Origin of the sequence: Flavobacterium flavipigmentatum, assembly GCF_020911905.1 — a bacterium.
In the GTDB taxonomy this organism is placed as follows: Bacteria; Bacteroidota; Bacteroidia; order Flavobacteriales; family Flavobacteriaceae; genus Flavobacterium; species Flavobacterium flavipigmentatum.
Window position 1 is genome coordinate 1,191,335 of record NZ_CP087133.1, and the last position, 21,498, is coordinate 1,212,832.

Below are 21,498 nucleotides of genomic sequence, written 5' to 3' on the forward strand. Positions count from 1 at the left end.
ATCAGGCTTTATTAAAGTTTTAAATTTTGATAAAGCTTAAAAAAACTATTTTGTTCTATTGGCCTGAATATATGCTGCCATTGTCTCGATAGATTGAAAAATTGTTTTTCCTTCTTTCGGGTCTACTAATTTTATTCCGTAATCTTTATCTAAAATTACAATCAATTCTAGGGCATCAATCGAGTCTAAACCCAAACCATCTCCAAACAAAGGATCATTATCATGAATATCCTCAAGGGTAATGTCTTCCAGGTTTAGAGTAGTGATAATTTTATTTTTTAATTCTTCTTTTAATGCTTCCATGTTATTTATTGTATAGGGTTTTAATCGTTTGGTTTTTATATTTTGTGTTTTCCTCTTTACTAATTGTGCAGAGAAACGCTTTGTAATTGTCATCAAAAAATTCGACCCAGCCGCACAGGACACTATCTGCTTTATCTGAATCTAATAAAATGTTAGCATAATGCGACATAAATTCAGTATTAAAGGCATCAAATATAAAGAAAGAATTTTCACTTTTCAGCTGATGGCGGATACTTATTTCGCCCAAACAAATATTTGGCAAAGTATAGACAAAAACAGCTGGGCTTGGAAAATAATTTTCTTTGTCTGAAATCGATTCTTGGTACTTGACATCGGTATCCAAACTCGACGAATTATTGGCGAGAATCAAGGCAATATTATTTTCTTTTTCTGATGAAGTTATGGGGCTTAAGAGCAATTCTGCTCCTAAAAAAGCCAATTTGCTCAAAGCATCCATTTTGAAAAACTTTGGGTATTGAATATCAAAATTACGATACGCTTGTTTAGAAAAATCGCCAAAAGTGGTTGGTTCTGCTTTGAATATAGAAGTTCCGTTCAAAACAATTTCGTTGTTTTCAATCGTGCAATAATTGTGTATGTAGGTTTTTTTTGGAGTCATTTTTAGTGGTTTGTCCCATTTTCAACTATTTTCAAAATTGCTTTAAAATAGTTTTTCCTTTTTTAAATATTGTTTTACGATTTCACTTTCTCAAAAACCACAGCCGTATTACAACCTCCAAATCCAGAAGCTGTTTTTAGGAATAAATCAATATTTTTATTTTCATTTTTCCGAATAACGTGTATAGATTCGCTTACGCCAATTTCGTCAAAACCTTTCGATTCAAAAAGTATATTCTGATTTACAGATTCTATCGCAATCACGGTTTCTAGCAATCCAGACGCTCCCAAAGTATGACCGTAATAGCCTTTCAGACTGTTTATCGGGATATTTTGTAAACCTAAACGATTTAAAGCAATGGCTTCCATCTCGTCGTTAAATGGAGTTGCAGTTCCGTGGGCAGAAATATAGTCTATTTTTTCGGGTTGAATTTGAGCTTCTTTTAAAGCATTTTGTATGCTTCTGAATAAACCTTCACCCGTTCTCGAAGGTCCCGAAATATGATTGGCATCGTTTATCGAACTATCGCCAATGATTTTTATTTGTGCGTTTTTGGCTTCCGCCGAAATTAAAACTGCTGCTGTTGCTTCGCCCAAACTTACGCCCGTTCTGTTTTCGGAATAGGGTTTGCAAGGCAAGTCGCTCATCGCTTGAAAAGCATTAAAACCAGACAAAACAAATTCTGAAACTTCGTCGCCAGCAACTACAAAAGCGTGGTCGTACAAACCAGACTGAATCATTCTTTTGGCAACAGAAATAGCTAAAACACCCGAAACACAAGCATTCGAAACCACGATAGGTTGCGTTGTGAATCCGAAAAAGTCAGCCACATTTTTTGCCAGAACATCCAAATGAGCATTCTGAAAGCCTTCTTCAGAGTTTGGGATTAATGCGGTAACATTTCCTTTTGTGGTCGAAAGTACAAAAGCCACTTTCGAATCTAAAGTAATTTGAGATTTTTTGACAATCGGCTCTAAAGCCAAAATCATCATTTTTTCTAATCTTGAATATTTTTTATCAGTACTAATTTTTTCAAAAGCACCGTTTATTTTTTCGTCACTAATAATGGCAGCATAAAAAGCAATCGGCATCATGGAAGTATTTTCATGCAATTGGATACCTGTATTGCCGCCTTTAATGGCATCGATGTTCGACGCGACATCAAATCCTAAAGGTGTGATACAATTGGTTTGCGTGATGTATATATCTCTTGTCATTTTATTATTTTTATTCCTGTAAGCTTTTTTTGTGACCTTGTAGGTTTACTTTTTATTTTAACAGCCCCACTTTTTTCTTCCATTCTTCATAAAAAGGAGGATTCGTGAGCATTAAATTTCCTTCTTTATCTACAAAAACCTGAACAGTTTCTCCGGTGCAGGCTACTTCGCCCTTTTCATCAATTATTTTAAAACGATAGATCATTTTGGCTGCGGGTGTATCTACAACCGTTGTTTCTATGGTTACAACATCGCCGTAGCGTAGCGATAATTTATGTTCGCATTGCGATTTAACAATAGGCGTTGTATAGCCAGTGTTGCCAATATCCAAATAGGTAAGGCCGTGCTGGCGGCCAAACGCTTCTCTTCCGTCCTCAAAATAGGTAATGTAATTTCCGTGCCACACGATTCCCAATGGATCAGTTTCGTTAAAACGAATTCTAATTTCGTGCGAGACCGTTAATGCAGTTGCCTCGTTATACTGTTCTTTTCTTTTTGTCATAAAATAAAGCGATGGATGTTGTGAGAATAAAAAACAAAAATAACAAACTTATTTTTGGAATGATTTCGAAGAAAGAAACGTTGCGTAATAAAACATCGTAAAAAGCTTCTAATGCCCAGTTCATCGGTGATGATTTGGCGATAATCTGCATGATTTTTGGCATAGCAAAAACGGGCACCCAAACCCCTCCAATGGCGGCCAGAATGATCACGCTTGTTGCCCCAAACGGAGCCGATTGTTCTTGAGTGCTGGCGACAGTTCCTAACAAAATACCAAACCCAATAGCCGCAAATCCCGAGAATAGTGCTACGATGCTCATTAAAAACAAATGCCCTTCAACATTTAAAGAAGGTAAACCAATATGTGGAAATAAAAATATAGCCACTGCCACCATCATATAAAATTGAATCATACAGATGACAGAATAGGTGATCGTTTTGCCAATAATTACAATCAGATTGGATACTGGATTGGTCAATAAACGTACAAAAGTTCCCTGTGATTTTTCTTTTACAATATTTATAGACAACGGAATTACAATAAAAAATATTGCAAAAAGTGTCCATGCCGGAACATTGTGCTGCACCGAATTTGGTCGGATTTCTTTGTTGTTTATTTTTGGAATTATTTCTTTAAAAGTAATAAAACTCTTTTGTTCGAATTTAGCATTTCCTTCTCCCAACTGATTTTGAAAAGTAGTATAGATAGATTGAGTTTCGATTTGTGAAATCATTTTGTCTATCGAACTCATCACTGCATTTTTGAAACTCATCTGAACCGCTGGATCAAAATACAATTTTACTTCTTTTTGCTTGACCAGTTTTGGCAAAGGCAATGGAGCTGCGCTATTGGTCAAGCCGATGCTGCTCACAATATTTTCTACATTTTGATCAATTTTAGATTGAAGATCAACACTTAATTTTGCCGGAATCACGATCGCTAATTGAAACTTTCCTTTATAAACCGCTTCTTTGGCAACCTCTTCAGTAATAGGTTGGTTATCGATTTGTGTGACAACAGTGAATAAGTTACTTTTTTCTAAATTATCAAAAACAGTTTTAGAAACGGCACCTTTGTCATTATCTACTAATAAAATTTGAATTTTATTGTCGCTAATGGTTTTAAAAGTACTGTCTTGTATCAGGGTAACCGTAATAACGAGTACCAGTGGCATTATAAACAAAATAATGAGACCTCCTAAATCACGTTTTAGTAATAGAAATTCTTTTACTACCGACATCCCTATTTTATGCACCATCTCTAAACTCTTTACCTGTTAATGAAATAAAAACATCTTCAAGGTTACGTGCTTCTTCGGTAGAAGCAATCAAGCTTGAAGGCGTTCCTTGCGCATAAATTTTTCCTCTGTCCAAAATAGCAATATTGGTACAAAAATCTTCAGCTTCTCCTAAGTGATGAGAAGTATAAATAATGGTAGTTCCGTTTTGATTGAGCACTTTCAAATAATCAATAATAGCGTTTCTAGATTGTACATCAACACCCACAGTCGGTTCATCCAAAAATAAAACCTTTGGATTATGAAGAATTCCGGCAATCAAATTCACTCTGCGTTTCATTCCGCCCGAAAAGGTTTCGATGCGTTTGTCTGCAAATTTCAATAAACCCAAAAGGTCCAATGTTTCAATTACTTTGTCTTTTAAGTGCGAGCCTTTCAAACCGTACATGCTTCCAAAATAATGCAAATTTTCTCTGGCAGTTAGGGTAGGGTATAACGCATATTCCTGCGGAACAACGCCGATAATTTTTTTGATTTTTAAAGCGTTTTGAGCGTAGTTTAAACCATCTATCGTAAAATGACCTGAGGTTGGCTTTACCAATCCGCAAAGCATGGAAATCAAGGTTGTTTTTCCGGCACCATTCGGACCTAATAATCCAAAAATCTGACCTTCATTTATCTCCAGCGAAATAGCGTTCAAAGAATACAGGTCTGCATTTTTGTACTTTTTGGATAAGGATTCTATTTTAATAATGGATTGCAAAATATAATTAGCGGATAGCTTTTTTTAGTTTTTTGAAAAAGATTTCTTCTCTGTTGGCAATGCTCAAAAGTTCATCGGCAATGGTGTTGTACGCATCTTCTTTGGCACTTCTGTTTTTATAAATTCGGGAAGCTTCAACGGCAAAATCGCGCCATGAATCGCCAATTTGAGTCATTTCTTTCGATAATATTTTTAATTCTTCATTCTCTAAAACAACCGATGCTTCCTGTAAAAACGCAGCATATATAAAACGAAAACCTCCGCCTCCAGTGCCTATTTCTTCTTGCATACGTACCATTTGTGCCAAATAATGATTGGCTTTTTTAGTACCGTATTTTATGGGCCATTTTCTAATTTGCTTCGATACATATTTTATTCCGCTTACACCAATAAGAGGTAATGGCGCCAACATATCGCGGCACGTATTTTTGATTCCTTTTATGATGGCACTTTTCAGGTCAAGTGTGGCAGGAGTGTTTATCGGGTAATACATTTGTCCTTTGGGAGCAAAAGCGCCTTTTGCAAAACGTACTTTGTCTAATTCATCATGTGTTAAGGTTGTAACGGTTTCCATTACAGGATCACTAACCAAATAATCGGTCTCGGTTTTGCCGTAAACAACCAGATTGTGTGCATTAAAGTGAAAACGGTATTCATCAGGAAAATAACTCAAATGATATACTCCAACTTGTAAACCTGTGGCAATATTGTTTTTTAAATTAGCTTCCAAAGCTTCGTTTGCACTAGCTACAGAAGAAAATTTTTGTCTTTTTATTTTTAAATGTAAACGACTTGCCAGTTTGTTAAAAATTTGTCCCGGCAATGATCTGTAACTTATTGCTGGAGCATGATTTACTTTTAGAAAAGGCAAATACACAAAAAAAAGTCCCGAACCAATTCCAAAAACCATTGGTTCACTGATATGGAGTCCGTTATTTTTTAACAAATTCGAAGCTACTCCATTTTCGCAATGAGCAGATTGATGATGTGTAAAAGTAGTTTGCATTACGCTGTTTTAATGTTTTTTAATTCGGCTACCGAAATATCGAAAGTATCGGCATATTTTTGTAAAATGGTGGGACTGAGTTTGGCAAAGATAGCGGGTTTAAAATGTCTTTTTACACGCCATTTCCACATTCCTACGTAACTTGCCAAAATGGTAAGATCCATTTTATTGATTTCCATATAATAGCAAATCGGACTCACTTCGCCATTTTCTACTTGTTGTTTTGCGTCTGCAATACGTTCATTTATTTCATCAATAGAATTTGAAAGAGCAATCGTTTTGGGTTCCCAACCAGTACTTAAAGCAGTAGTATAATTGCCATTTTCATCGGTAGCATACACTAACTCTTTTAAATTACTTTGAGTCAAATTGCCTTTGTCTTGTGGTACTTTTTCTTTTTCCATGACATTGTTATTTTTGAAATGAATTATTGCGCGACTGAAATTGTTTTCTGAATGAATAAATTAATTTCGCATTCTAAAAGTATTTTTTCTTCCAGTAAGCTCTGACAGCTCATGGTACATAAAGTATAATCGTCTCCAACAAATTTTGAAACCAAAGTTGATTTGGTTTTTATGGTATCGCCTACTTTTGGCAAGGTATGTATTTTTACATTTTTTAAGGCACTGATAAAACCAATTACGCTGGCATTTTCATCTACATCTCCTTCTTCGTCCACAAAATATTTTTGTCCAACAATTGAGGAGCAGGTTTGCGCAGTGTTTTCGATTAACCCAGCTTCTATAAAAACCCCGTTATCTACAAAAATATTATCCTCTTTGATCAAAAAAGTAGTTTCTACAGTATGGGCATCCAAACTCAAAATTAGATCAACCATAAGCAATGGGGCTCGGTGAGGAAGGTAATTCTGGATGTCTATAGTAGTACTCATGCGATAGTATTATTTTGCCAAAATGGTTTTCATTTGTCCATTGGCAATTTCTTCATTATTCAAAGTGGTCACAATATTGACCAGTGTAATTCCGGCAAATTCCTGCAAAATAGTAATGGTAGATTGAATCTCATCATTTATTTTAGGCAGTTTCTTAATTTCAATTTCTTTGATAGAGCCAATGTATCCCGTTGGCGCTTTTTCGTTTCGTAAAAAAAAAGAATAACCGGTATGCAACGCCACAGATTGTGCCATGTGTTCTACTAATCCAGCTTCTAAAAAAGTATCATTATCAAAAAAAATATTATCTTTTTGGATATTTAAGCCCGACACCAAAGAAGTTTCGGTAAATAAATAGAGTTTGTCTACCATGACAAAAGGAAACTTTTGAGGCAGTAGATTTTCGACAGCATTTTTTTCTAAAAGTAATGTTCTTTCCATTAGCAAACCGTTAAATAGGCGTAGGCAAAAGAGAATCTTCCACTTTCAGGCACTGATAAAAGAATGTGATCGCCTTTTTTTAATTTTCCTGAATTCATTAATTCTTCAACAGCCAAATAAATTGAAGCCGAACCAACATTTCCAACTCTAGAAAGATTCATAAACCATTTTTCGTCGGCCATTCCGATTCCTTTTTCATGCAATCCTTTCTTTAAACCTTCAACAAAAAAGTTCGAAGAAACGTGCGGAATAAAATAATCGACCTGATCTGATGAAATTTTATTTTTATCCATGGCGTCTTTCATGCTTTCAGCTCCTTTAGATAAAATAAATTGATCCAGTAATTTTACATCTTGTTTGATAGCAAAAACAGACTCATTTAGCCATTGTTCGGGAGCATAATCACTCCATGCTTTAATCTGGCCATTTTCCTGCTTTTCGCCGCCTGCATACATACAAGTTTCTAATTCGTAGGCATAAGAAAAGGCTTCCATCCATTCTATTTTTAAAGAAATGGGGCCTTTTGGTTTATTTTCTAATAAAAAAGCACCTGCTCCATCAGATAACATCCAACGTAAAAAATCTTTTTTGAAAGCAATAATAGGCTGTTCTTCCAGGCTTTTTAAGTTAGCCGCTTCGTGGTTGTACATTTGTGCGTTAAGCCAAGTCGAAACTTTTTCAGAACCGGTACAGATGGCATTTTTAGAATTTCCTGATCGTACAGAAAGAAAACCAAATTTTAAAGAATTCATTCCCGCACAGCAAACTCCGGTAGAAGAATTCAGCTCAACCGATTTGTTTTTTAAGAGCCCGTGTACCATCGCAGCATGTGAAGGCAAGAAAATATCCGGGGTCGAGGTACCACAAGAAAGTACTTCCAGATCCTGACTGGTAAAATTTTCGTCAAATAATTGTGCGATAGCATTTTGGGTCAATTCGGCATTGCTATGAGTGCTTTTTCCGTTTTTATCAATAGCATAATAACGACTGACAATTTTATTATTTCTTAAAATAATACGTCTCGCTTTTGAAGCGGCATCATTAATAAGACCCAAATAGCCTTCCATTTCGTCGTTAGAAACAGCTTCATTTGGCAAACACTTTGCGGCTTTGGTAATATATACTTCAAACATAATCTAATTTCGTCTTCTTAAACCCCTTGATAATATTGAGTTTCTTTTTTAATTGTTTTTAATTTGAATGGATAGGTAATGAGGTGCAATATATACACTATTGGTGAGATTAACCATATTGCAAGGAATAAATAAACATTAAATACTTTTAGGAGTGTTTTTCTGTTTTTTTGATTTTTATAAATCAAATTTGACCATTTATCAAAAATTTTGTTGGCTGTTTTGTCAACTGTTACCAGATAAGGACTTATGCGAACTGCATCAATCGCTAGCAATTCGGTTTGCAAATCGGTATAATTATTTTGATTGAAATGTTTAAAAATAACGGCTCCAAATTTATCAGATTCCTGAATGTCTTTCTCTGAAACACCGGGCAAAGGAAAAATACCAAGATATTTTTTCTTAACACCAGAAAACATCCATTCGACAATAGTAATAACACTTATGAGATTTCCTACTCTATCGACCAAAGCTACATTTCCAATCAGTTTTGCATTGGCTTCTTTTAGTAAAACTTTTATTTTTTCCTGTGCCATAATCCACATATTTCGGGAACCACTAATGGTAACAACCGGTGTATTGTGAAGCATTTTTTTTGCTTCGGCACTTTTTAGAAAAGAATTAACAGGAATCGAAGGAGACAAATACCAAACCTGATAATGCAAAAGAATCAGGTCGTATTTTGTGTTTACAATACTTTCTGAAACGGGTTGCAATGTCGTTGGAATTTGCTTAAACGATTCAGGAAAAGCATCAAAAAAGGCGTTTTTGTTCCAGGGAAACGGAAAAGGCTTCTCTAATTTGATGTCGAGAAAAGTTACTTGTATATCATCTGAATCCAAGAATGGTTTTGCAATATTTCTTGCAATCGATTCCAGTTGCCCAGATTGAGAGTAATAAATTACGAGAACATTTTTCATCTTTGGTTGGTTGGTTTTGGTGGTGACAAAAATAGCGTTTTTTTTAAACGAATTTTCGCATTTTGTCCGAACGTTTAACGTGTACCCATTCTGGCCATGTATCTGGGTCTTCAGCATCGTAAATTCGGATTTTTTGATCAGGATTTGCGACTAGCAAATCATCAATATGACAATCTAAAATTGCCGCTGCAGCCGATACTCCTGAAAAAGAAGCTCCTGTTACGCCATGCGAAAGTGTGCTAGCGCCGCAAAGAAATAAATTTTCGATTTCTGATTTATTTTTAAAGGCAAAAGGCCCCACCTGATTTAATGTTTTTTCGGTTCCGTAAACATTTCCGTTTGATGAATTGATGTAGAATTCGTTTGTTTTTGGAGTTCCTAATTCAGCCTGAATGATATGTTTTTTAGCATTCGGAATTACTTTTTCGACATTGTTCATCAGTTTTCCGATGACTTTTTCTTTAAAGATCATGTACTCTTCACTGTGATAATCATCCGAACCATCGCAATTTGGAATATGGTCGTAGTTGACATACGTTACAATTTCAAAATTATGATAGCGACCATTAAAACTCGGAGGATCTTTGAGTGTTGTACAGCTCATGAATAAGGCAGGAAACGAGTCACCTTCGGCGATAGTGTTGCTCATTAAATCATCAAAATTGGCATCGTCGTTTTCGTCTTTCATCATCCAGATGTTTCCAGAATCAATTCCGTAAAGGGTTACATCCATATCCAATGTCAAAAAAAGAATGAGCGATGTAACAGAATATTTTGTGTTTTTTAGTTTTTTGATAAGTGAATTGCTCAAATGTTCTTTACCAATCAGGTTGAGGTAGGTGATAGAAGGATCTGCATTTGAAATGATGTTTTTGGCAAAAATTTGCTGTCCGTCTTTCAATTGTACACCAACGGCTTTTTTATTTTCAATAAGAATTTTTGCTACATTTTGCTTCACGCGAATTTCTCCTCCGTGTTTTTTAACGCCATTGGTCATCGCTTTTATGATACCGCCACCGCCGCCCATCGGATAAAAACCACCGTTAAAATAGTGTCCCATTACAGAGCAATGCACAGGAAAGCAAGCTCTTTTTGGCGGTAGTCCGTGATCGCCACATTGTATATTAAGAACCGATTTTAGCGTAGCGTCTTTAATATGCCAACCGATTACTTTTTTGAGAGGAAATAAAGCAAATTTTCCAAAATGTTTCGTTCGAAACGGAACGGTTAATTTTTGCCAGAGACCTTTTAGTTTTGGTATTAATTGTAATTCTTCGTTTACTTTTTGAACTAGCGAAAGGTATTCACGAATATTTTTTTCTTCTTTTGGAAAATAATGGCAAAGTTGGTCTTTTAAGTTTTCAAGACCAGCGGGCAAATCAAAAGGTTGATTGCCAATTAAACAATGTTCGTAAGCCTCTTTATTCATACGGAAGAAAACCAAATCATTGGCAATCCCGAGTGCGGAATAGAGGCCATGAGTAGATTGACCTTCTTCTACAAGACCAACATAGTGTACACCCGGACTAAAACGCTGTCCGTTTAAGGTAAAACTATGACTCCAGCCACCAGGTACATAATGCTGTTCCAGAACCAGTACTTTTTGTCCTGCTTTTGCTAAACAAATGGCTGTGGCTAAGCCACCAACTCCTGAACCTATAATAATCGAATCGAACTCTTTCATGCTTGTTTTTATGATTGCTAAAGTTTAAAAAGAATATTTAGGATTGTGTTTTTTAATCGCGATTATTCTCTATAGTTTATTCCAAAAATCAAAATAATTAAACCATTGAAGCGGATATTTTTGAACAATGTTTTCGACACTTTTTATATATTCTTTTAGCAATGCTTTTTCGTCACGATGTTTTACAGTGGCTTCTCTGGCATACAAATGGTAATGTAGTTTTAGCTCTTTCATTACATAAACAAAAACTACAGGTACTTTTAATCGCGACGCAATCAAGAATGGTCCTGCCGGAAAATGAGCTTCTTCGCCCAGAATGCTGTCGGTTAGTGATTTGGTTCCTTCAAAATAGCGGTCGCCTGTAAAACAAATCAGTTCGTTGTTTGACAAAGCCGCATTGATCTCAAAAATATGCGACAAATCTTCCCGAATGATGATAAATTTTACGGTTGGTTTTTTGGCAATACTTTCAAGATAATTCTTAATTGCCGAATGTTCTAAATCTGTAGTGACCAAGTTGATCTGAAAGTCAAGATCAATTTCGCCTAAAAAATGTTCAGCAATTTCAAAATTTCCCATGTGAGCACTTATAAGTACGCCACCTTTTTTTTCTGCCAAAAGTTTTTTTAGAATCTCAATTCCGTCAAACTCGTAGGTAAATTTATTTCGCATTCCTGCCGAAATAGAAATTTTGTCAATAATAGTCTGTCCAAAAGTGTAGTAACTTCTGAATACCATTTTTTTAGATTTAAGATATGAAAATCCAAGCCTTTCTTTAAAATAATAAAAAATGGCTCGATTGCTTTTTTTGAGAAAAAGAAAATAATACGATGCTACAAAATATAACAAAAAATAGGCGGATGTAACACCCACCTTTTGTATCAAAAAAACGAATATTCTATAGCCTAGAACGGTTCCTTTTGATTTTCCATCCCATTTGCTCATTAAACTGCTTTGGCTTTAAGTTTAGCTTCAATAAGGTCGTAGAAACTTTTGAAAGAAGCAACCTCTAAAAAATCCGCTTCTACCAGTTTTACGCCAAAATTAGATTCTATAGAAACTACCAGATCTACATAGTCAAGACTATCTAGTCCAAGAGTTTCCTTTAGGTTAGCATCTGGTTCAATGTCGTCTTGATCCACTTCAAATTCTTCAACCAAAAAGCCATTAATTTTTTGTATAATCTCTTCTTTATTCATCACTCAATTTAAACTTTTTAACTACCAACGCAGAGTTGGTTCCTCCAAACCCGAAGGAGTTCGACAAAAATATATCAAATTTTTTGTTTAACGTAGTTTTAACTAAATTTAATTTTGCGGCATCTTCATCAGGATTTTCTAAATTAATGTTGGGTGCGATAAAATCGTTCTGCATCATTAGGATAGAGTAGATAATTTCGCTTGCTCCGGCCATCCAACATTCGTGACCTGTCATTGATTTGGTAGAACTTACATAAGGATTTTTCTCTCCAAAAACTTCAAAAATGGCTTTTGCTTCATTATCATCTCCAAGCGGAGTAGAGGTGGCATGAGCATTTATATATTCTATGTCGGTCGCTTTTAGTTGTGCATCATCGAGTGCTCTTTGCATGGCAGTTGCGGGGCCTTCTACATTTGGAGTCGAAATATGTCCTCCGTTGGAAGAGAAACCGTAACCTGAAACCTCTGCAATAATAGTAGCGCCTCTTGCTATTGCCGATTCGTAACTTTCTAATATTAAAGTTGCGCCACCACCGCTTGGAACAAGTCCGTCACGACTTGAATCAAAAGGTCTTGAGGCTTTTGTTGGTTCGTCTTCTCGTGGAGAAAAAACGCCCAGACCATCAAAACTGCACATGGCATATTTATTGATTTCCTGCGATCCGCCACATATAATAATGTCCTGAAAACCACTTTTTATTAAAAAATAAGCCAAACCAATAGAATGTGAGCCACTCGCACAGGCAGCACTTACGGTAAGATTGATTCCTCTAAGTTTGAAAATGGTAGAAAGATTCATGGTCACCGTAGAGTTCATCGACTTAAAAATGGCACCTGAACCGATTAGTGCAGTGTCTTTTTTTTCGCGAACGATATCTATTGTTTCAATAATTGCCTTAGAAACACTATCGTTGCCATACATGATTCCAACTTCGCGACGATCAAAAAAAGCATCGTCTATTTTTGCATTTTCCAGAGCCTGAATAGTTGCCATGTAAGCATATTCGGTCTCCTCGCCAATGCTCATGCGCTGTCTGCGGGAAAGTAAATTTTTTAAATCAGGTTTCGGAACTCTGCCTGTCAGGGCAGATTGAAAGCCAAATTCTTTTCTTTCAGCATCAAAATGTATTCCGGATTTTCCATGATATAACGATTCTTTAACCTCATCAAGCGACGTTCCGATACAGGAATAAATTCCCATTCCAGTAATAACAACTCTCCTATTCATTTTCTTATAAAGTAATTTTTATGAATAAATCCCTCCGTTTATGTTTATAATTTCGCCTGTAATATAGCTTGATTTTTTCGAAATTAAAAAACTCACTAAATCGGCTACTTCTTCGGCTTCTCCAAAACGATTTACAGGAATTAGTTTTAGTAATTCTTTTTCATCCAAATCGCTTGTCATATCAGTTCGTATAAATCCCGGAGCTACCGCATTTACTGTAATATTTCGTTTTGCAACTTCCTGAGCGAGCGCTTTTGTTGCGGCAACTATAGCGCCTTTTGCTGCCGAATAATTCGTTTGCCCAGCTGTTCCTTTTACGCCAGATACGGAGACCATATTTACAATTCGGCCATATTTATTGCGAAGCATTTTTTGAATAAAAAACTGTGTCACATTAAAAAAACCATTCACACTCGTATTGATTACACCGTTCCAGTCTTCCGGACTCATCCACATAAAAAGACCGTCTTTTGTAATTCCGGCGTTATTTACAATTGCTTCTACAATTGCCTCCGGATTGGCTTCTTGCCATTGGGTCAATCTAGTATTCACCTCTTCAAAACTAGCAACATCAAAACCTAAAATTTCTCCGGTAGCGCCTAATTTTATGATTTCCTGAAGTGTTTCTTCTGCAGCTGTTTTATTCGAATGGTAATTGATCAGAATATGATAATTAGATTCTACTGCTAATTTTTTACAAATAGCACTTCCAATTCCTCTTGAACCACCCGTTACTAATACACATTTCATATTCAGATTATATTTGTTTTTTATTATTTTTGAAAAGGTTCTGCGTTTTGAAACCATTCTCCCAGTACTTCTCCGTTAGGTTTCAGAAAACCCCATTTTTTGTCATTTTTTACTCTGGCAAATCCATCTACAAATCCTTTTTCGTCGTCTTTGGACAATGCAAAAATCCCTCCAGCCGTGATATCATATTGTTGCGGAATCACTATTTTTCCGACTTCATTGATAAAGCCCCATTTTTTATCTTTTACAGGAGCCAGTCCTTCTTTGCTAAAAACTTCGGCATCCTCAAAAGTAGGCTCTATAACAACAGTACCTTTTGTATTAATATAGCCCCATTTTTTTCCGATGTATACAGGAGCTAAATTTTTTACAAAAGCACGTGCTTTATCAAATTTTGGTTCTATTGTCCAGTTTCCTTTCAAGTCAATAAACCCAATTTTATCATTTTTACGAGCATAAGTAAGGTCTTGAGAAAGAAAATCCCATATTTTATCTACACCATCAATGTCTTTAAACTTTCCTGCAATTACAAGGCCAAAAGCACTTCCGTTTTTTGCCCATGTGGTATTTTTAAAATAATTTCCTATTTCATCATAAATGATTTCAACCACAGCTTTACCTGTTTTGTCAATGATTCCCCATCTTTCATTATTCTTAACTCGAGCAAAACCATTCTCAAAAGATTTAATCAGATCGTATTTTGGTTCTAGTATCACCGTCATTTTGGTGTTAATCAATCCAACTTTATTATTTTGTCTGATAAAAGCAACTCCATCTTCAAAATCAAAAACTTTATCTGAATTTGGTGAAGATACAGCCTCTCCCTTTTTATTAATATACTGCCATTTTTTATCTTTCAGAACGACGCAGTAACCACTATTAAAATATTTTACCTCATCAAAAGTCGCCGGAATTACCAAGCTTCCTTTGTTATCAATAAAGCCCCATTTTCCGTTTTCTTCAACAGCGGCTAAGCCTTCAGAAAAGTTTTTAGCCACGTTAAATTTCGGTTCAATACTAAATTTCCCTTCTTTTGTAATGTAACCAAATTTCCCGTCTTTTTTAACCAAAGCTACGGCCGGACTTTGAGCATTGCCAAATTGAATACATAATAGGAGTAAAATAAATACTTTTTTCATGATGTTGTAAAATTAGGGTTAGCTATTAAAATTTAACTCTTAATCAAATAATCTTTTACGTTTTGCACGAATGGATACATCACCTGATCTTCTGTAAATACTGGGATGATATTGCGAACATCGTCATACCATTTTTTGGTAACAGATGAAATTTTATCTTTTTGCTCCAAATAATCAATAGCTTGAACAATGGTGATCATTTCGATACTCAAAACTTCAAAAGCATTTTCGATTACTTTAGAAGTAATTACAGCAGCATTTGTTCCCATGCTTACAATGTCTTGATTGTCATTGTTGTTCGGGATACTGTGTACATACATTGGGTTGGATAACATCTGGCTTTCTGCCGTTGTAGAGGTCGCCGTAAATTGAACGCCCTGCATCCCGAAATTGAATCCTAGTGTTCCTAAGTTTACGAATGGAGGCAAAATTTCGTTGATTTTTGCATTCAATAAATAATTCAATTGACGCTCAGCCAGCATGGTCAGTTTTGTAATAACAATTTTAAGTTTATCCATTTCTAATGAAATATAATCGCCGTGAAAATTCCCTCCGTGATAAACATGTTTGTTTTTTACATCTATAATAGGATTGTCGTTTGCCGAGTTAAATTCGTCTTCCAGAATAGAAGCTACATTATTGATGGTTTCTAAAACGGGTCCTAAAATTTGAGGCACACAACGAATAGAATAATATTCTTGTACTTTTTCTTTGAAAATTTTCTCTGTATTTTCTCCAGAATATAAGTGATCTTCTCTTTTACGTACCAAAGTACTGTCTGAGAGGTTGGCTCTCATTTTGGCCGCAACTTCTTGTTGCCCTTTGTGGCGTTTGGTTTGGTTTAATTCTGCCGAGAAATGATCGTCATAAGCCTGAACCAATTCGTTTATCGCACAAGAACATTTTACAGACCAATCTAATAATTTGGTAGCTTGATGTACGTTTACAACTCCAATTCCAGTCATTACCGAAGTTCCGTTCATTAAAGCCAAACCTTCTCTAATTTCTACCTGAATAGGTTGTAACCCTTCAATTTCAAAAACCTCTGGGGTTGGTCTTCTTTCACCTTTATAAAAAACTTCGCCTTCACCAATTAAAACCAAAGCCAAATGTGACAATTGTACCAAGTCTCCACTGGCGCCAACACCACCGTGCTCAAAAATTAAAGGCGTAATATCTCTGTTAATAAGTTCAGCCATCAAGTGAATAACAGAAGGATGAACACCTGAGTTACCCAATGAAAGTGTGTTTAAACGAGCCAAAATTGCAGCTTTTGCAAAAACAGGACTTAAAGGTTTCCCTGTTCCAGAAGCATGGCTTCTGATTAAATTATACTGTAATTGAATTTGATCAGACTCCTTAATTCTATATTGAGCCATCGGTCCGAAACCGGTATTTACTCCATAAATTACTTTATTTCCTGAAAATTCTTTCAAAAAATCAAAACTTTCATTTACTCGATTAAGTACTGCATCGCTGATGGTTACTTTGTTTTCCCCGAAAATAATAGCCTCAAATTCGGCTAAACTTAAATATTCATTAATTGTGCTCATTAAACTGTTTTTGGTTGGGCTAATTTAATTTTATTTATCAAAATAAATGTAGTTATTTTGATGATGGCAAATGTAAGTAATAATCAATAACATTTTTAGTATATGATAAAGGAGTTTGTAGATGTTTTAATAATTGGAGCAGGTCCCTCAGGATGTGTTTCGGCATCGTACCTTCATTTGAACGGAGCAAAAATAAAAGTAGTCGAAAAAACGAGATTTCCCAGACTGGTAGTGGGAGAAAGTCTTATTCCCAGAGTGATGGATCATTTCGCAGAAGCACAACTTTTTGAAAGTTTGGATGCTATGAACTTCGAAAAAAAGCTTGGAGCCCGTTTTATTAGAGGCGAAGAAATCTGTGTTTTTGATTTTAGTAAAAAATTTGGAGAAGGTTGGGATTGGACGTGGCAAGTGCCTCGAGGCGATTTTGATAACGTTATGGCGCAAGAAGTTATTCGAAAAGGAATTGATTTAGAATTTGAATCTGAAGTACTTGAAGTTTCTTTTGAAGGAAAAAATTCGAAAACAATTGTAAAAGACAAAGACGGTAATCTGAAAGAAATCCATGCTAAATTTATTATCGATTCCAGCGGATACGGTCGTGTGTTGCCAAGACTTCTGGATTTGGATACTCCTTCAAAATTAGATCCGCATTCTTCTATATTTACACACGTAAAAGATATCAATAGGCCCATAGGTGAAGAAGGAACCATGATTTCTTTTGATATTCTTGAAACCGAAGTTTGGTTATGGGTAATTCCGTTTTCAAACGGAAACACAAGTTTAGGCGTTGTGGGGCCAACAGATTTCATCAATTCATTATCTGAAAATAAAGATAATGCTGAAGCTTTGAAGAACGCTATTCAGCTATCAGATTATTATATTAAAAGATTTCAGGGGACAGAATTTTTATTCGAACCTGTAAAATTAGAAAATTACTCACGTTCTGTTAAAAAAATGTATGGTGATGGTTTTGCCTTAACAGGAAACAGCTCTGAGTTTTTAGATCCAGTTTTCTCATCAGGAGTTGCTTTTGCTACAGAATCCGGAATGTTGGCAGCCAAATTATATCTGAAAGAGTCAAAAGGAATTGAAGTAGATTGGGAAACCGAATTTACTGCATATATGAAACGTGGTATAGGTGTTTTTACCACTTACGTAAAAGAATGGTACACGGGTAATTTGCAAACCTTATTTTTTCATCAGCCTGAAAATCCAGATGTTAAAGAAAAAATATGCGCAGTATTAGCAGGTTATGTCTGGAATGAGGAAAATCCTTTTGTAAAGAAACACGACAATGTGATAAAAAACATGGCGTATCTTCTTAATATTGAGAAAGAAAAAAGAGAAGAAATCCCTAATTAATTAGGGATTTCTTTTTAATATATTATTTGTATGCTTTTTTCAAAAGTAATTTTGCTAGCGATTTTCCGGTTTTGGCATATCCTTCACCAATTCTAGACTCGTTACTAAAGTTGCTTCCCCATTGATCTCCAGGAGCATTTTCGCTACTAATTTCCAACAATACATTTGATTTGTTAGCAGTTTCAACAAATTTTAAATTTGTTGTTACTTTTGCAGGTTGTTTCATCATTGCAACATCCCAACCTGGATAGATCCAAACGGTTTGTACGATCAAAGTATAAGGTGTTTTTAGTCCTTCTTGAAAACTAACATCTTTTTTCTCCTTAACTAGTACAATATTTACAAGTTCTAAAAATTTAGGATTCCAAATAGATTCTCTAGAACCAGCCCATTTTTTACTCCATATATTTCCATTTCCTTTTGATTTTTCATTCAAATCGGCAGTTCTTTCCTCCACATATTGTGCTTCGGTTTTTTTCTCTTTTAAAAGTGTAAAATTACTGTAGTCAAATTCTACATTAATTTCTTTCTGATCTTTTAAAAAATCGAAATTTCCTTTAACAACTTCGACGTTTTGGGCGAATGAAACGCCTGAAATAAATAACAAAGCAACTACTAGTTTTTTCATAAAAATGTTTTTGATTTATGAACCAAATATAAATATTTTTTTGTTAAAATAACAACAATCTACAATTTCCTAAAACTAAAAAAAGAGTGTTGCGAATAGTGGTTTTTGAAACTTATAAGAATAATAATGAATTATAAATATTATAATAGCAGATAGTATGATAAATAAACTATTTCTATTTTAAAAAGAAAATAAATCAGCCATATTCCAGCTCTTTTATTAGATTTTTACAATGATTACAATACGATAAAATCAAAAATCAACTTTAGGATCATCTTCTGGTTTTTCATCTTTAGCTCGACAATGGTTTTTTATTATATCATTGGTTACTTCTATATATTCTCCAATACTCGCTGAGTTTTCATCAATTCCTAATTTTTTTTCATAGTTTTTAATTGCATTACTTAACATTTCGTGATGTTCTTGAAAATATTCGGGAGAATAATTCCCCATCCTTACGTCATATTTTTTATCTAATATCAATGTGCATGAATCAGAAAGAGCATAATGAGAATAGTTGAAATATTCACAAAACGAAACATTTTTTTGATCTAGACTATCTAATAATTTATTAAAGACGGCTAGAGTGTCTTTTTGTATGTGTACCTGAGAAAGTATTTCTTCTCTAAAAGCATTATTTACTTTTAATTCTTTTTTACAGCTTATTAATAAAAAGAAAGCAGCAAGTACCAATAATTTGTTTTTCATATCTATTCTAATAATTATATTACACTTAATTTTCCTCCTTTTTCTTTTCTTTGAAAAAGGAAATCGAGATAAATATTTTCGTTAGGATCTTTTTTGTTTGTTAGTCTAATAATTCCTTCTCCATCTGCTAGATGCAGTAACGTAACTAGTTTTCCGTATCCTTGATATTCTAATTTAAAGGTTTCTTCAAACAAAGGTTCTAGTTCATAGTCGCTATTGTTAAGCAATTCTTCAGCCATTTTTATTTTTTCTTTTCTTTCTTTTTCAGTATAATACATTGTTTTGCCTAGCAATTCTTCTCTATCTTTCACCAATTTCAAATAACCTTCAACATCTCTGTTTTTTATAATTTCATGAACCTTTTTATACTCGGCAATTAATTCTGCTTTGATGTTTTTCTTTTCGTCTTCTTGTTCTTTTTGCAGGTTTACAGAATTTCTCCAGCCTGTTAAATCGTATGGAACATCAGCATCAAATGTACTTCTCCATTCATAAATAGGTAATCCCTTTAAAGGAAGTGGTGTTTTTGGTTCGTAGTGTGCTTCTACCCAAGATGGAGTGCCATATTCGCCTTTGTCGCTAACCCATTGTTTGTCATAATGATCTAGAATTATACCATCTTCTCCTCGCATTTTTTCATCATAAACAGTTGTTCTAAAGTCTCCATCTCGATAATGCTGGAAGGTTAAACCTACTGCTGCTCCAATTTTAAAAACGTCTTTACCGTAAGGAGGATACATTCGTACTTTTATCTCGTGAGTACCACTAGTTAATAATAAAAAGTTTGTTATATGGCCTCCTGTAATACCACCTTCTCTAGCCATCTCGCCTTTAAAATTAGTTAACAGTACATCATCTATATATATTTCAAACTGGCAATCAGCACTATGGGTATATATGTAATTATATCTTTTTTCGTTACCAATTGTTGTGTCTTTTTTTATAGGATATTCAATAGTGTTTTTGTTTTTGTTGATTAAATCGGTTCTAGTTTGCCAAAAAGTTTTTTTTTCTTTTATCTTATCTATTGTTTCCTGAGACAATTTAGATTGACAAGAAAATAGAGCAAATAAGCAAATAAGTATAACTGATCGTTTCATTCTTTAAATTACACTTAATTTTCCTCCTTTTTCTTTTCTTTGAAAAAGGAAATCCAGATAAATATTTTCGTTAGGATCTTTTTTGTTTGTTAGTCTAATAATTCCTTCTCCATCTGCTAGATGCAGTAACGTAACTAGTTTTCCGTATGCTTGATATTCTAATTTAAAGGTTTCTTCAAACAAAGGCTCTAGTTCATAATCACTATTGTTAAGCAATTCTTCTGCCATTTTTATTTTTTCTTTTCTTTCTTTTTCAGTATAATACATTGTTTTGCCTAGCAATTCTTCTCTATCTTTCACCAATTTCAAATAACCTTCAACATCTCTGTTTTTTATAATTTCATGAACCTTTTTATACTCGGCAATTAATTCTGCTTTGATGTTTTTCTTTTCGTCTTCTTGTTCTTTTTGCAAGTTTACAGAATTTCTCCAGCCTGTTAAATCGTATGGAACATCAGCGTCAAAAGTACTTCTCCATTCATAAATAGGTAATCCTTTTAAAGGAAGTGGTTCCTTAGGCTCAAAATGACCTTTTATATAATCAGGACTTCCATATTCTCCCTTGGTACTAACCCATTGCTCATTATCTTGATCTAACCAAATACCATCCTCTCCTCGCATTTTTTCATTATAAATCATAGTTCGCAAGTCGCCATCTCTATAATGATAAAAACATAGAGCTATAGCTCCACCAGGACCAAATACTTTTTTACCATAAGATGGATACATCCTCACTTTTATTTCGTGAGTTCCGCTTGTTAATAATAACGGATTTAATTGTTCAGAACCTATTCTTCCACCCTGACCTTTGGCAGCTTCACCTTTAAAGTTAGTTAATAACACATCATCAATATAAATTTCAAACTGAAAACCGCCACTATTAAGAGTTATTGCATTAAATCTAGTTTCGTTACCTATTGTAGTGTCTTTTTTTATAGGATATTCCATTGTTGTTTTATTTTTATTAATTAACTCGGTTCTAGTTTGCCAAAAAGCTTGCTTTTCTTGTATTTCTTTTTTTGTTTTTTCGGATAATTTGTCTTGACACGATACCATTGTAATACAGGCAAGAAGAACTATAAAATTTAATTTTTTCATAATTTTTTACATTTAT

General features: G+C 34.5%; 24 protein-coding genes. 1 reads left to right on the top strand and 23 read right to left on the bottom strand.

All coding sequences use genetic code 11. The annotated features are described in order from the left end of the window. Positions 1 to 45: 45 nt before the first annotated feature. From LNP22_RS05545 to flxA, 19 genes are all read right to left on the bottom strand, one after another. The gene (locus tag LNP22_RS05545) at positions 46 to 303 is read right to left on the bottom strand and encodes a phosphopantetheine-binding protein (RefSeq protein ID WP_210665365.1); all 258 of its coding nucleotides are present in this window, start codon (positions 301 to 303) and stop codon (positions 46 to 48) included. Between the two features lies 1 nt (position 304). Next, entirely contained in the window at positions 305 to 922 is a 618-nt protein-coding gene (locus tag LNP22_RS05550; protein WP_229975694.1) for a 3-oxoacyl-ACP synthase, read from the bottom strand. A 74-nt stretch (positions 923 to 996) separates the two neighbouring features. Next, a complete protein-coding gene (locus LNP22_RS05555; protein ID WP_229975695.1) occupies positions 997 to 2,139 on the bottom strand; it encodes a beta-ketoacyl-[acyl-carrier-protein] synthase family protein in 1,143 nt (380 codons plus the stop codon). A gap of 52 nt (positions 2,140 to 2,191) precedes the next feature. Next, positions 2,192 to 2,641, bottom strand: coding sequence for an acyl-CoA thioesterase (locus LNP22_RS05560; RefSeq protein ID WP_229975696.1), 450 nt, complete (start codon positions 2,639 to 2,641; stop codon positions 2,192 to 2,194). Further along, positions 2,616 to 3,899: an ABC transporter permease gene (locus tag LNP22_RS05565; RefSeq protein WP_229975697.1), complete on the bottom strand. Its 1,284-nt coding sequence runs from the start codon at positions 3,897 to 3,899 to the stop codon at positions 2,616 to 2,618. Before LNP22_RS05565 ends, LNP22_RS05560 begins: the two co-directional genes overlap by 26 nt. Then, entirely contained in the window at positions 3,889 to 4,641 is a 753-nt protein-coding gene (locus LNP22_RS05570) for an ABC transporter ATP-binding protein (RefSeq protein ID WP_229975698.1), read from the bottom strand. Before LNP22_RS05570 ends, LNP22_RS05565 begins: the two co-directional genes overlap by 11 nt. 7 nt (positions 4,642 to 4,648) lie before the next feature. Continuing rightward, positions 4,649 to 5,647 carry a BtrH-related acyltransferase DarH gene (gene darH, locus LNP22_RS05575; RefSeq protein WP_229975699.1) on the bottom strand — a complete coding sequence of 333 codons (999 nt, stop codon included), beginning with the start codon at positions 5,645 to 5,647 and terminating at the stop codon, positions 4,649 to 4,651. Beyond that, the gene (gene DarG / locus LNP22_RS05580) at positions 5,647 to 6,051 is read right to left on the bottom strand and encodes a flexirubin biosynthesis protein DarG (protein WP_229975700.1); all 405 of its coding nucleotides are present in this window, start codon (positions 6,049 to 6,051) and stop codon (positions 5,647 to 5,649) included. The genes darH and DarG overlap by 1 nt, the downstream gene beginning before the upstream one ends. Before the next feature lie 23 nt (positions 6,052 to 6,074). Continuing rightward, positions 6,075 to 6,539 (bottom strand): hotdog family protein, encoded by a 465-nt coding sequence (locus LNP22_RS05585; protein WP_229975701.1) that lies wholly within the window; start codon positions 6,537 to 6,539, stop codon positions 6,075 to 6,077. Positions 6,540 to 6,548: 9 nt separating this feature from the next. Then, positions 6,549 to 6,980, bottom strand: coding sequence for a hotdog family protein (locus LNP22_RS05590; RefSeq protein ID WP_229975702.1), 432 nt, complete (start codon positions 6,978 to 6,980; stop codon positions 6,549 to 6,551). Next, positions 6,980 to 8,113: a dialkylresorcinol biosynthesis protein DarB gene (gene darB / locus LNP22_RS05595; protein WP_229975703.1), complete on the bottom strand. Its 1,134-nt coding sequence runs from the start codon at positions 8,111 to 8,113 to the stop codon at positions 6,980 to 6,982. Before darB ends, LNP22_RS05590 begins: the two co-directional genes overlap by 1 nt. Positions 8,114 to 8,130: 17 nt before the next feature. Then, on the bottom strand, positions 8,131 to 9,033 hold the full coding sequence (locus tag LNP22_RS05600) for a dialkylrecorsinol condensing enzyme DarA (RefSeq protein WP_229975704.1): 903 nt from the start codon (positions 9,031 to 9,033) through the stop codon (positions 8,131 to 8,133). 43 nt (positions 9,034 to 9,076) lie between these two features. Further along, positions 9,077 to 10,717 (bottom strand): phytoene desaturase family protein, encoded by a 1,641-nt coding sequence (locus LNP22_RS05605; RefSeq protein ID WP_229975705.1) that lies wholly within the window; start codon positions 10,715 to 10,717, stop codon positions 9,077 to 9,079. Between the two features lie 69 nt (positions 10,718 to 10,786). After that, the gene (locus tag LNP22_RS05610; protein ID WP_229975706.1) at positions 10,787 to 11,662 is read right to left on the bottom strand and encodes a lysophospholipid acyltransferase family protein; all 876 of its coding nucleotides are present in this window, start codon (positions 11,660 to 11,662) and stop codon (positions 10,787 to 10,789) included. Continuing rightward, entirely contained in the window at positions 11,662 to 11,916 is a 255-nt protein-coding gene (locus tag LNP22_RS05615; RefSeq protein ID WP_210665379.1) for an acyl carrier protein, read from the bottom strand. Before LNP22_RS05615 ends, LNP22_RS05610 begins: the two co-directional genes overlap by 1 nt. Then, positions 11,909 to 13,144 carry a beta-ketoacyl-[acyl-carrier-protein] synthase family protein gene (locus LNP22_RS05620; RefSeq protein ID WP_229975707.1) on the bottom strand — a complete coding sequence of 412 codons (1,236 nt, stop codon included), beginning with the start codon at positions 13,142 to 13,144 and terminating at the stop codon, positions 11,909 to 11,911. The genes LNP22_RS05615 and LNP22_RS05620 overlap by 8 nt, the downstream gene beginning before the upstream one ends. Positions 13,145 to 13,162: 18 nt before the next feature. Continuing rightward, on the bottom strand, positions 13,163 to 13,894 hold the full coding sequence (gene flxB, locus LNP22_RS05625; protein WP_229975708.1) for a flexirubin biosynthesis SDR family reductase FlxB: 732 nt from the start codon (positions 13,892 to 13,894) through the stop codon (positions 13,163 to 13,165). 23 nt (positions 13,895 to 13,917) lie between these two features. Continuing rightward, positions 13,918 to 15,033, bottom strand: a complete 1,116-nt coding sequence (locus tag LNP22_RS05630) for a WG repeat-containing protein (protein ID WP_229975709.1) — start codon at positions 15,031 to 15,033, stop codon at positions 13,918 to 13,920. 32 nt (positions 15,034 to 15,065) lie between these two features. Continuing rightward, positions 15,066 to 16,586 carry a flexirubin biosynthesis tyrosine ammonia-lyase FlxA gene (flxA, locus tag LNP22_RS05635; protein ID WP_229975710.1) on the bottom strand — a complete coding sequence of 507 codons (1,521 nt, stop codon included), beginning with the start codon at positions 16,584 to 16,586 and terminating at the stop codon, positions 15,066 to 15,068. A 102-nt stretch (positions 16,587 to 16,688) separates the two neighbouring features. Between flxA and LNP22_RS05640 the strand changes: the two genes are divergently transcribed. Then, positions 16,689 to 17,948, top strand: a complete 1,260-nt coding sequence (locus tag LNP22_RS05640) for an NAD(P)/FAD-dependent oxidoreductase (protein ID WP_229975711.1) — start codon at positions 16,689 to 16,691, stop codon at positions 17,946 to 17,948. A 22-nt stretch (positions 17,949 to 17,970) separates the two neighbouring features. Here the strand turns inward: LNP22_RS05640 and LNP22_RS05645 are convergent, their stop codons facing one another. The 4 genes from LNP22_RS05645 to LNP22_RS05660 form a co-directional block, all read right to left on the bottom strand. Next, positions 17,971 to 18,576 (bottom strand): hypothetical protein, encoded by a 606-nt coding sequence (locus LNP22_RS05645; RefSeq protein WP_229975712.1) that lies wholly within the window; start codon positions 18,574 to 18,576, stop codon positions 17,971 to 17,973. A 252-nt stretch (positions 18,577 to 18,828) separates the two neighbouring features. Continuing rightward, positions 18,829 to 19,284: a hypothetical protein gene (locus LNP22_RS05650; protein WP_229975713.1), complete on the bottom strand. Its 456-nt coding sequence runs from the start codon at positions 19,282 to 19,284 to the stop codon at positions 18,829 to 18,831. A gap of 14 nt (positions 19,285 to 19,298) precedes the next feature. Then, positions 19,299 to 20,384: a hypothetical protein gene (locus tag LNP22_RS05655; protein ID WP_229975714.1), complete on the bottom strand. Its 1,086-nt coding sequence runs from the start codon at positions 20,382 to 20,384 to the stop codon at positions 19,299 to 19,301. 3 nt (positions 20,385 to 20,387) lie between these two features. Continuing rightward, entirely contained in the window at positions 20,388 to 21,482 is a 1,095-nt protein-coding gene (locus tag LNP22_RS05660) for a hypothetical protein (protein WP_229975715.1), read from the bottom strand. Between the last annotated feature and the right edge of the window lie 16 nt (positions 21,483 to 21,498).

What these genes read in the sequence shown, in the direction of transcription:
- LNP22_RS05545 (WP_210665365.1), bottom strand. Translation starts at nt 303, where the DNA reads ATGGAAGCATTAAAAGAAGAATTAAAAAATAAAATTATCACTACTCTA.
- LNP22_RS05550 (WP_229975694.1), bottom strand. Translation starts at nt 922, where the DNA reads ATGACTCCAAAAAAAACCTACATACACAATTATTGCACGATTGAAAAC.
- LNP22_RS05555 (WP_229975695.1), bottom strand. Translation starts at nt 2,139, where the DNA reads ATGACAAGAGATATATACATCACGCAAACCAATTGTATCACACCTTTA.
- LNP22_RS05560 (WP_229975696.1), bottom strand. Translation starts at nt 2,641, where the DNA reads ATGACAAAAAGAAAAGAACAGTATAACGAGGCAACTGCATTAACGGTC.
- LNP22_RS05565 (WP_229975697.1), bottom strand. Translation starts at nt 3,899, where the DNA reads ATGGTGCATAAAATAGGGATGTCGGTAGTAAAAGAATTTCTATTACTA.
- darH (WP_229975699.1), bottom strand. Translation starts at nt 5,647, where the DNA reads ATGCAAACTACTTTTACACATCATCAATCTGCTCATTGCGAAAATGGA.
- DarG (WP_229975700.1), bottom strand. Translation starts at nt 6,051, where the DNA reads ATGGAAAAAGAAAAAGTACCACAAGACAAAGGCAATTTGACTCAAAGT.
- LNP22_RS05585 (WP_229975701.1), bottom strand. Translation starts at nt 6,539, where the DNA reads ATGAGTACTACTATAGACATCCAGAATTACCTTCCTCACCGAGCCCCA.
- LNP22_RS05590 (WP_229975702.1), bottom strand. Translation starts at nt 6,980, where the DNA reads ATGGAAAGAACATTACTTTTAGAAAAAAATGCTGTCGAAAATCTACTG.
- darB (WP_229975703.1), bottom strand. Translation starts at nt 8,113, where the DNA reads ATGTTTGAAGTATATATTACCAAAGCCGCAAAGTGTTTGCCAAATGAA.
- LNP22_RS05600 (WP_229975704.1), bottom strand. Translation starts at nt 9,033, where the DNA reads ATGAAAAATGTTCTCGTAATTTATTACTCTCAATCTGGGCAACTGGAA.
- LNP22_RS05605 (WP_229975705.1), bottom strand. Translation starts at nt 10,717, where the DNA reads ATGAAAGAGTTCGATTCGATTATTATAGGTTCAGGAGTTGGTGGCTTA.
- LNP22_RS05610 (WP_229975706.1), bottom strand. Translation starts at nt 11,662, where the DNA reads ATGAGCAAATGGGATGGAAAATCAAAAGGAACCGTTCTAGGCTATAGA.
- LNP22_RS05615 (WP_210665379.1), bottom strand. Translation starts at nt 11,916, where the DNA reads ATGAATAAAGAAGAGATTATACAAAAAATTAATGGCTTTTTGGTTGAA.
- LNP22_RS05620 (WP_229975707.1), bottom strand. Translation starts at nt 13,144, where the DNA reads ATGAATAGGAGAGTTGTTATTACTGGAATGGGAATTTATTCCTGTATC.
- flxB (WP_229975708.1), bottom strand. Translation starts at nt 13,894, where the DNA reads ATGAAATGTGTATTAGTAACGGGTGGTTCAAGAGGAATTGGAAGTGCT.
- LNP22_RS05630 (WP_229975709.1), bottom strand. Translation starts at nt 15,033, where the DNA reads ATGAAAAAAGTATTTATTTTACTCCTATTATGTATTCAATTTGGCAAT.
- flxA (WP_229975710.1), bottom strand. Translation starts at nt 16,586, where the DNA reads ATGAGCACAATTAATGAATATTTAAGTTTAGCCGAATTTGAGGCTATT.
- LNP22_RS05640 (WP_229975711.1), top strand. Translation starts at nt 16,689, where the DNA reads ATGATAAAGGAGTTTGTAGATGTTTTAATAATTGGAGCAGGTCCCTCA.
- LNP22_RS05645 (WP_229975712.1), bottom strand. Translation starts at nt 18,576, where the DNA reads ATGAAAAAACTAGTAGTTGCTTTGTTATTTATTTCAGGCGTTTCATTC.
- LNP22_RS05650 (WP_229975713.1), bottom strand. Translation starts at nt 19,284, where the DNA reads ATGAAAAACAAATTATTGGTACTTGCTGCTTTCTTTTTATTAATAAGC.
- LNP22_RS05655 (WP_229975714.1), bottom strand. Translation starts at nt 20,384, where the DNA reads ATGAAACGATCAGTTATACTTATTTGCTTATTTGCTCTATTTTCTTGT.
- LNP22_RS05660 (WP_229975715.1), bottom strand. Translation starts at nt 21,482, where the DNA reads ATGAAAAAATTAAATTTTATAGTTCTTCTTGCCTGTATTACAATGGTA.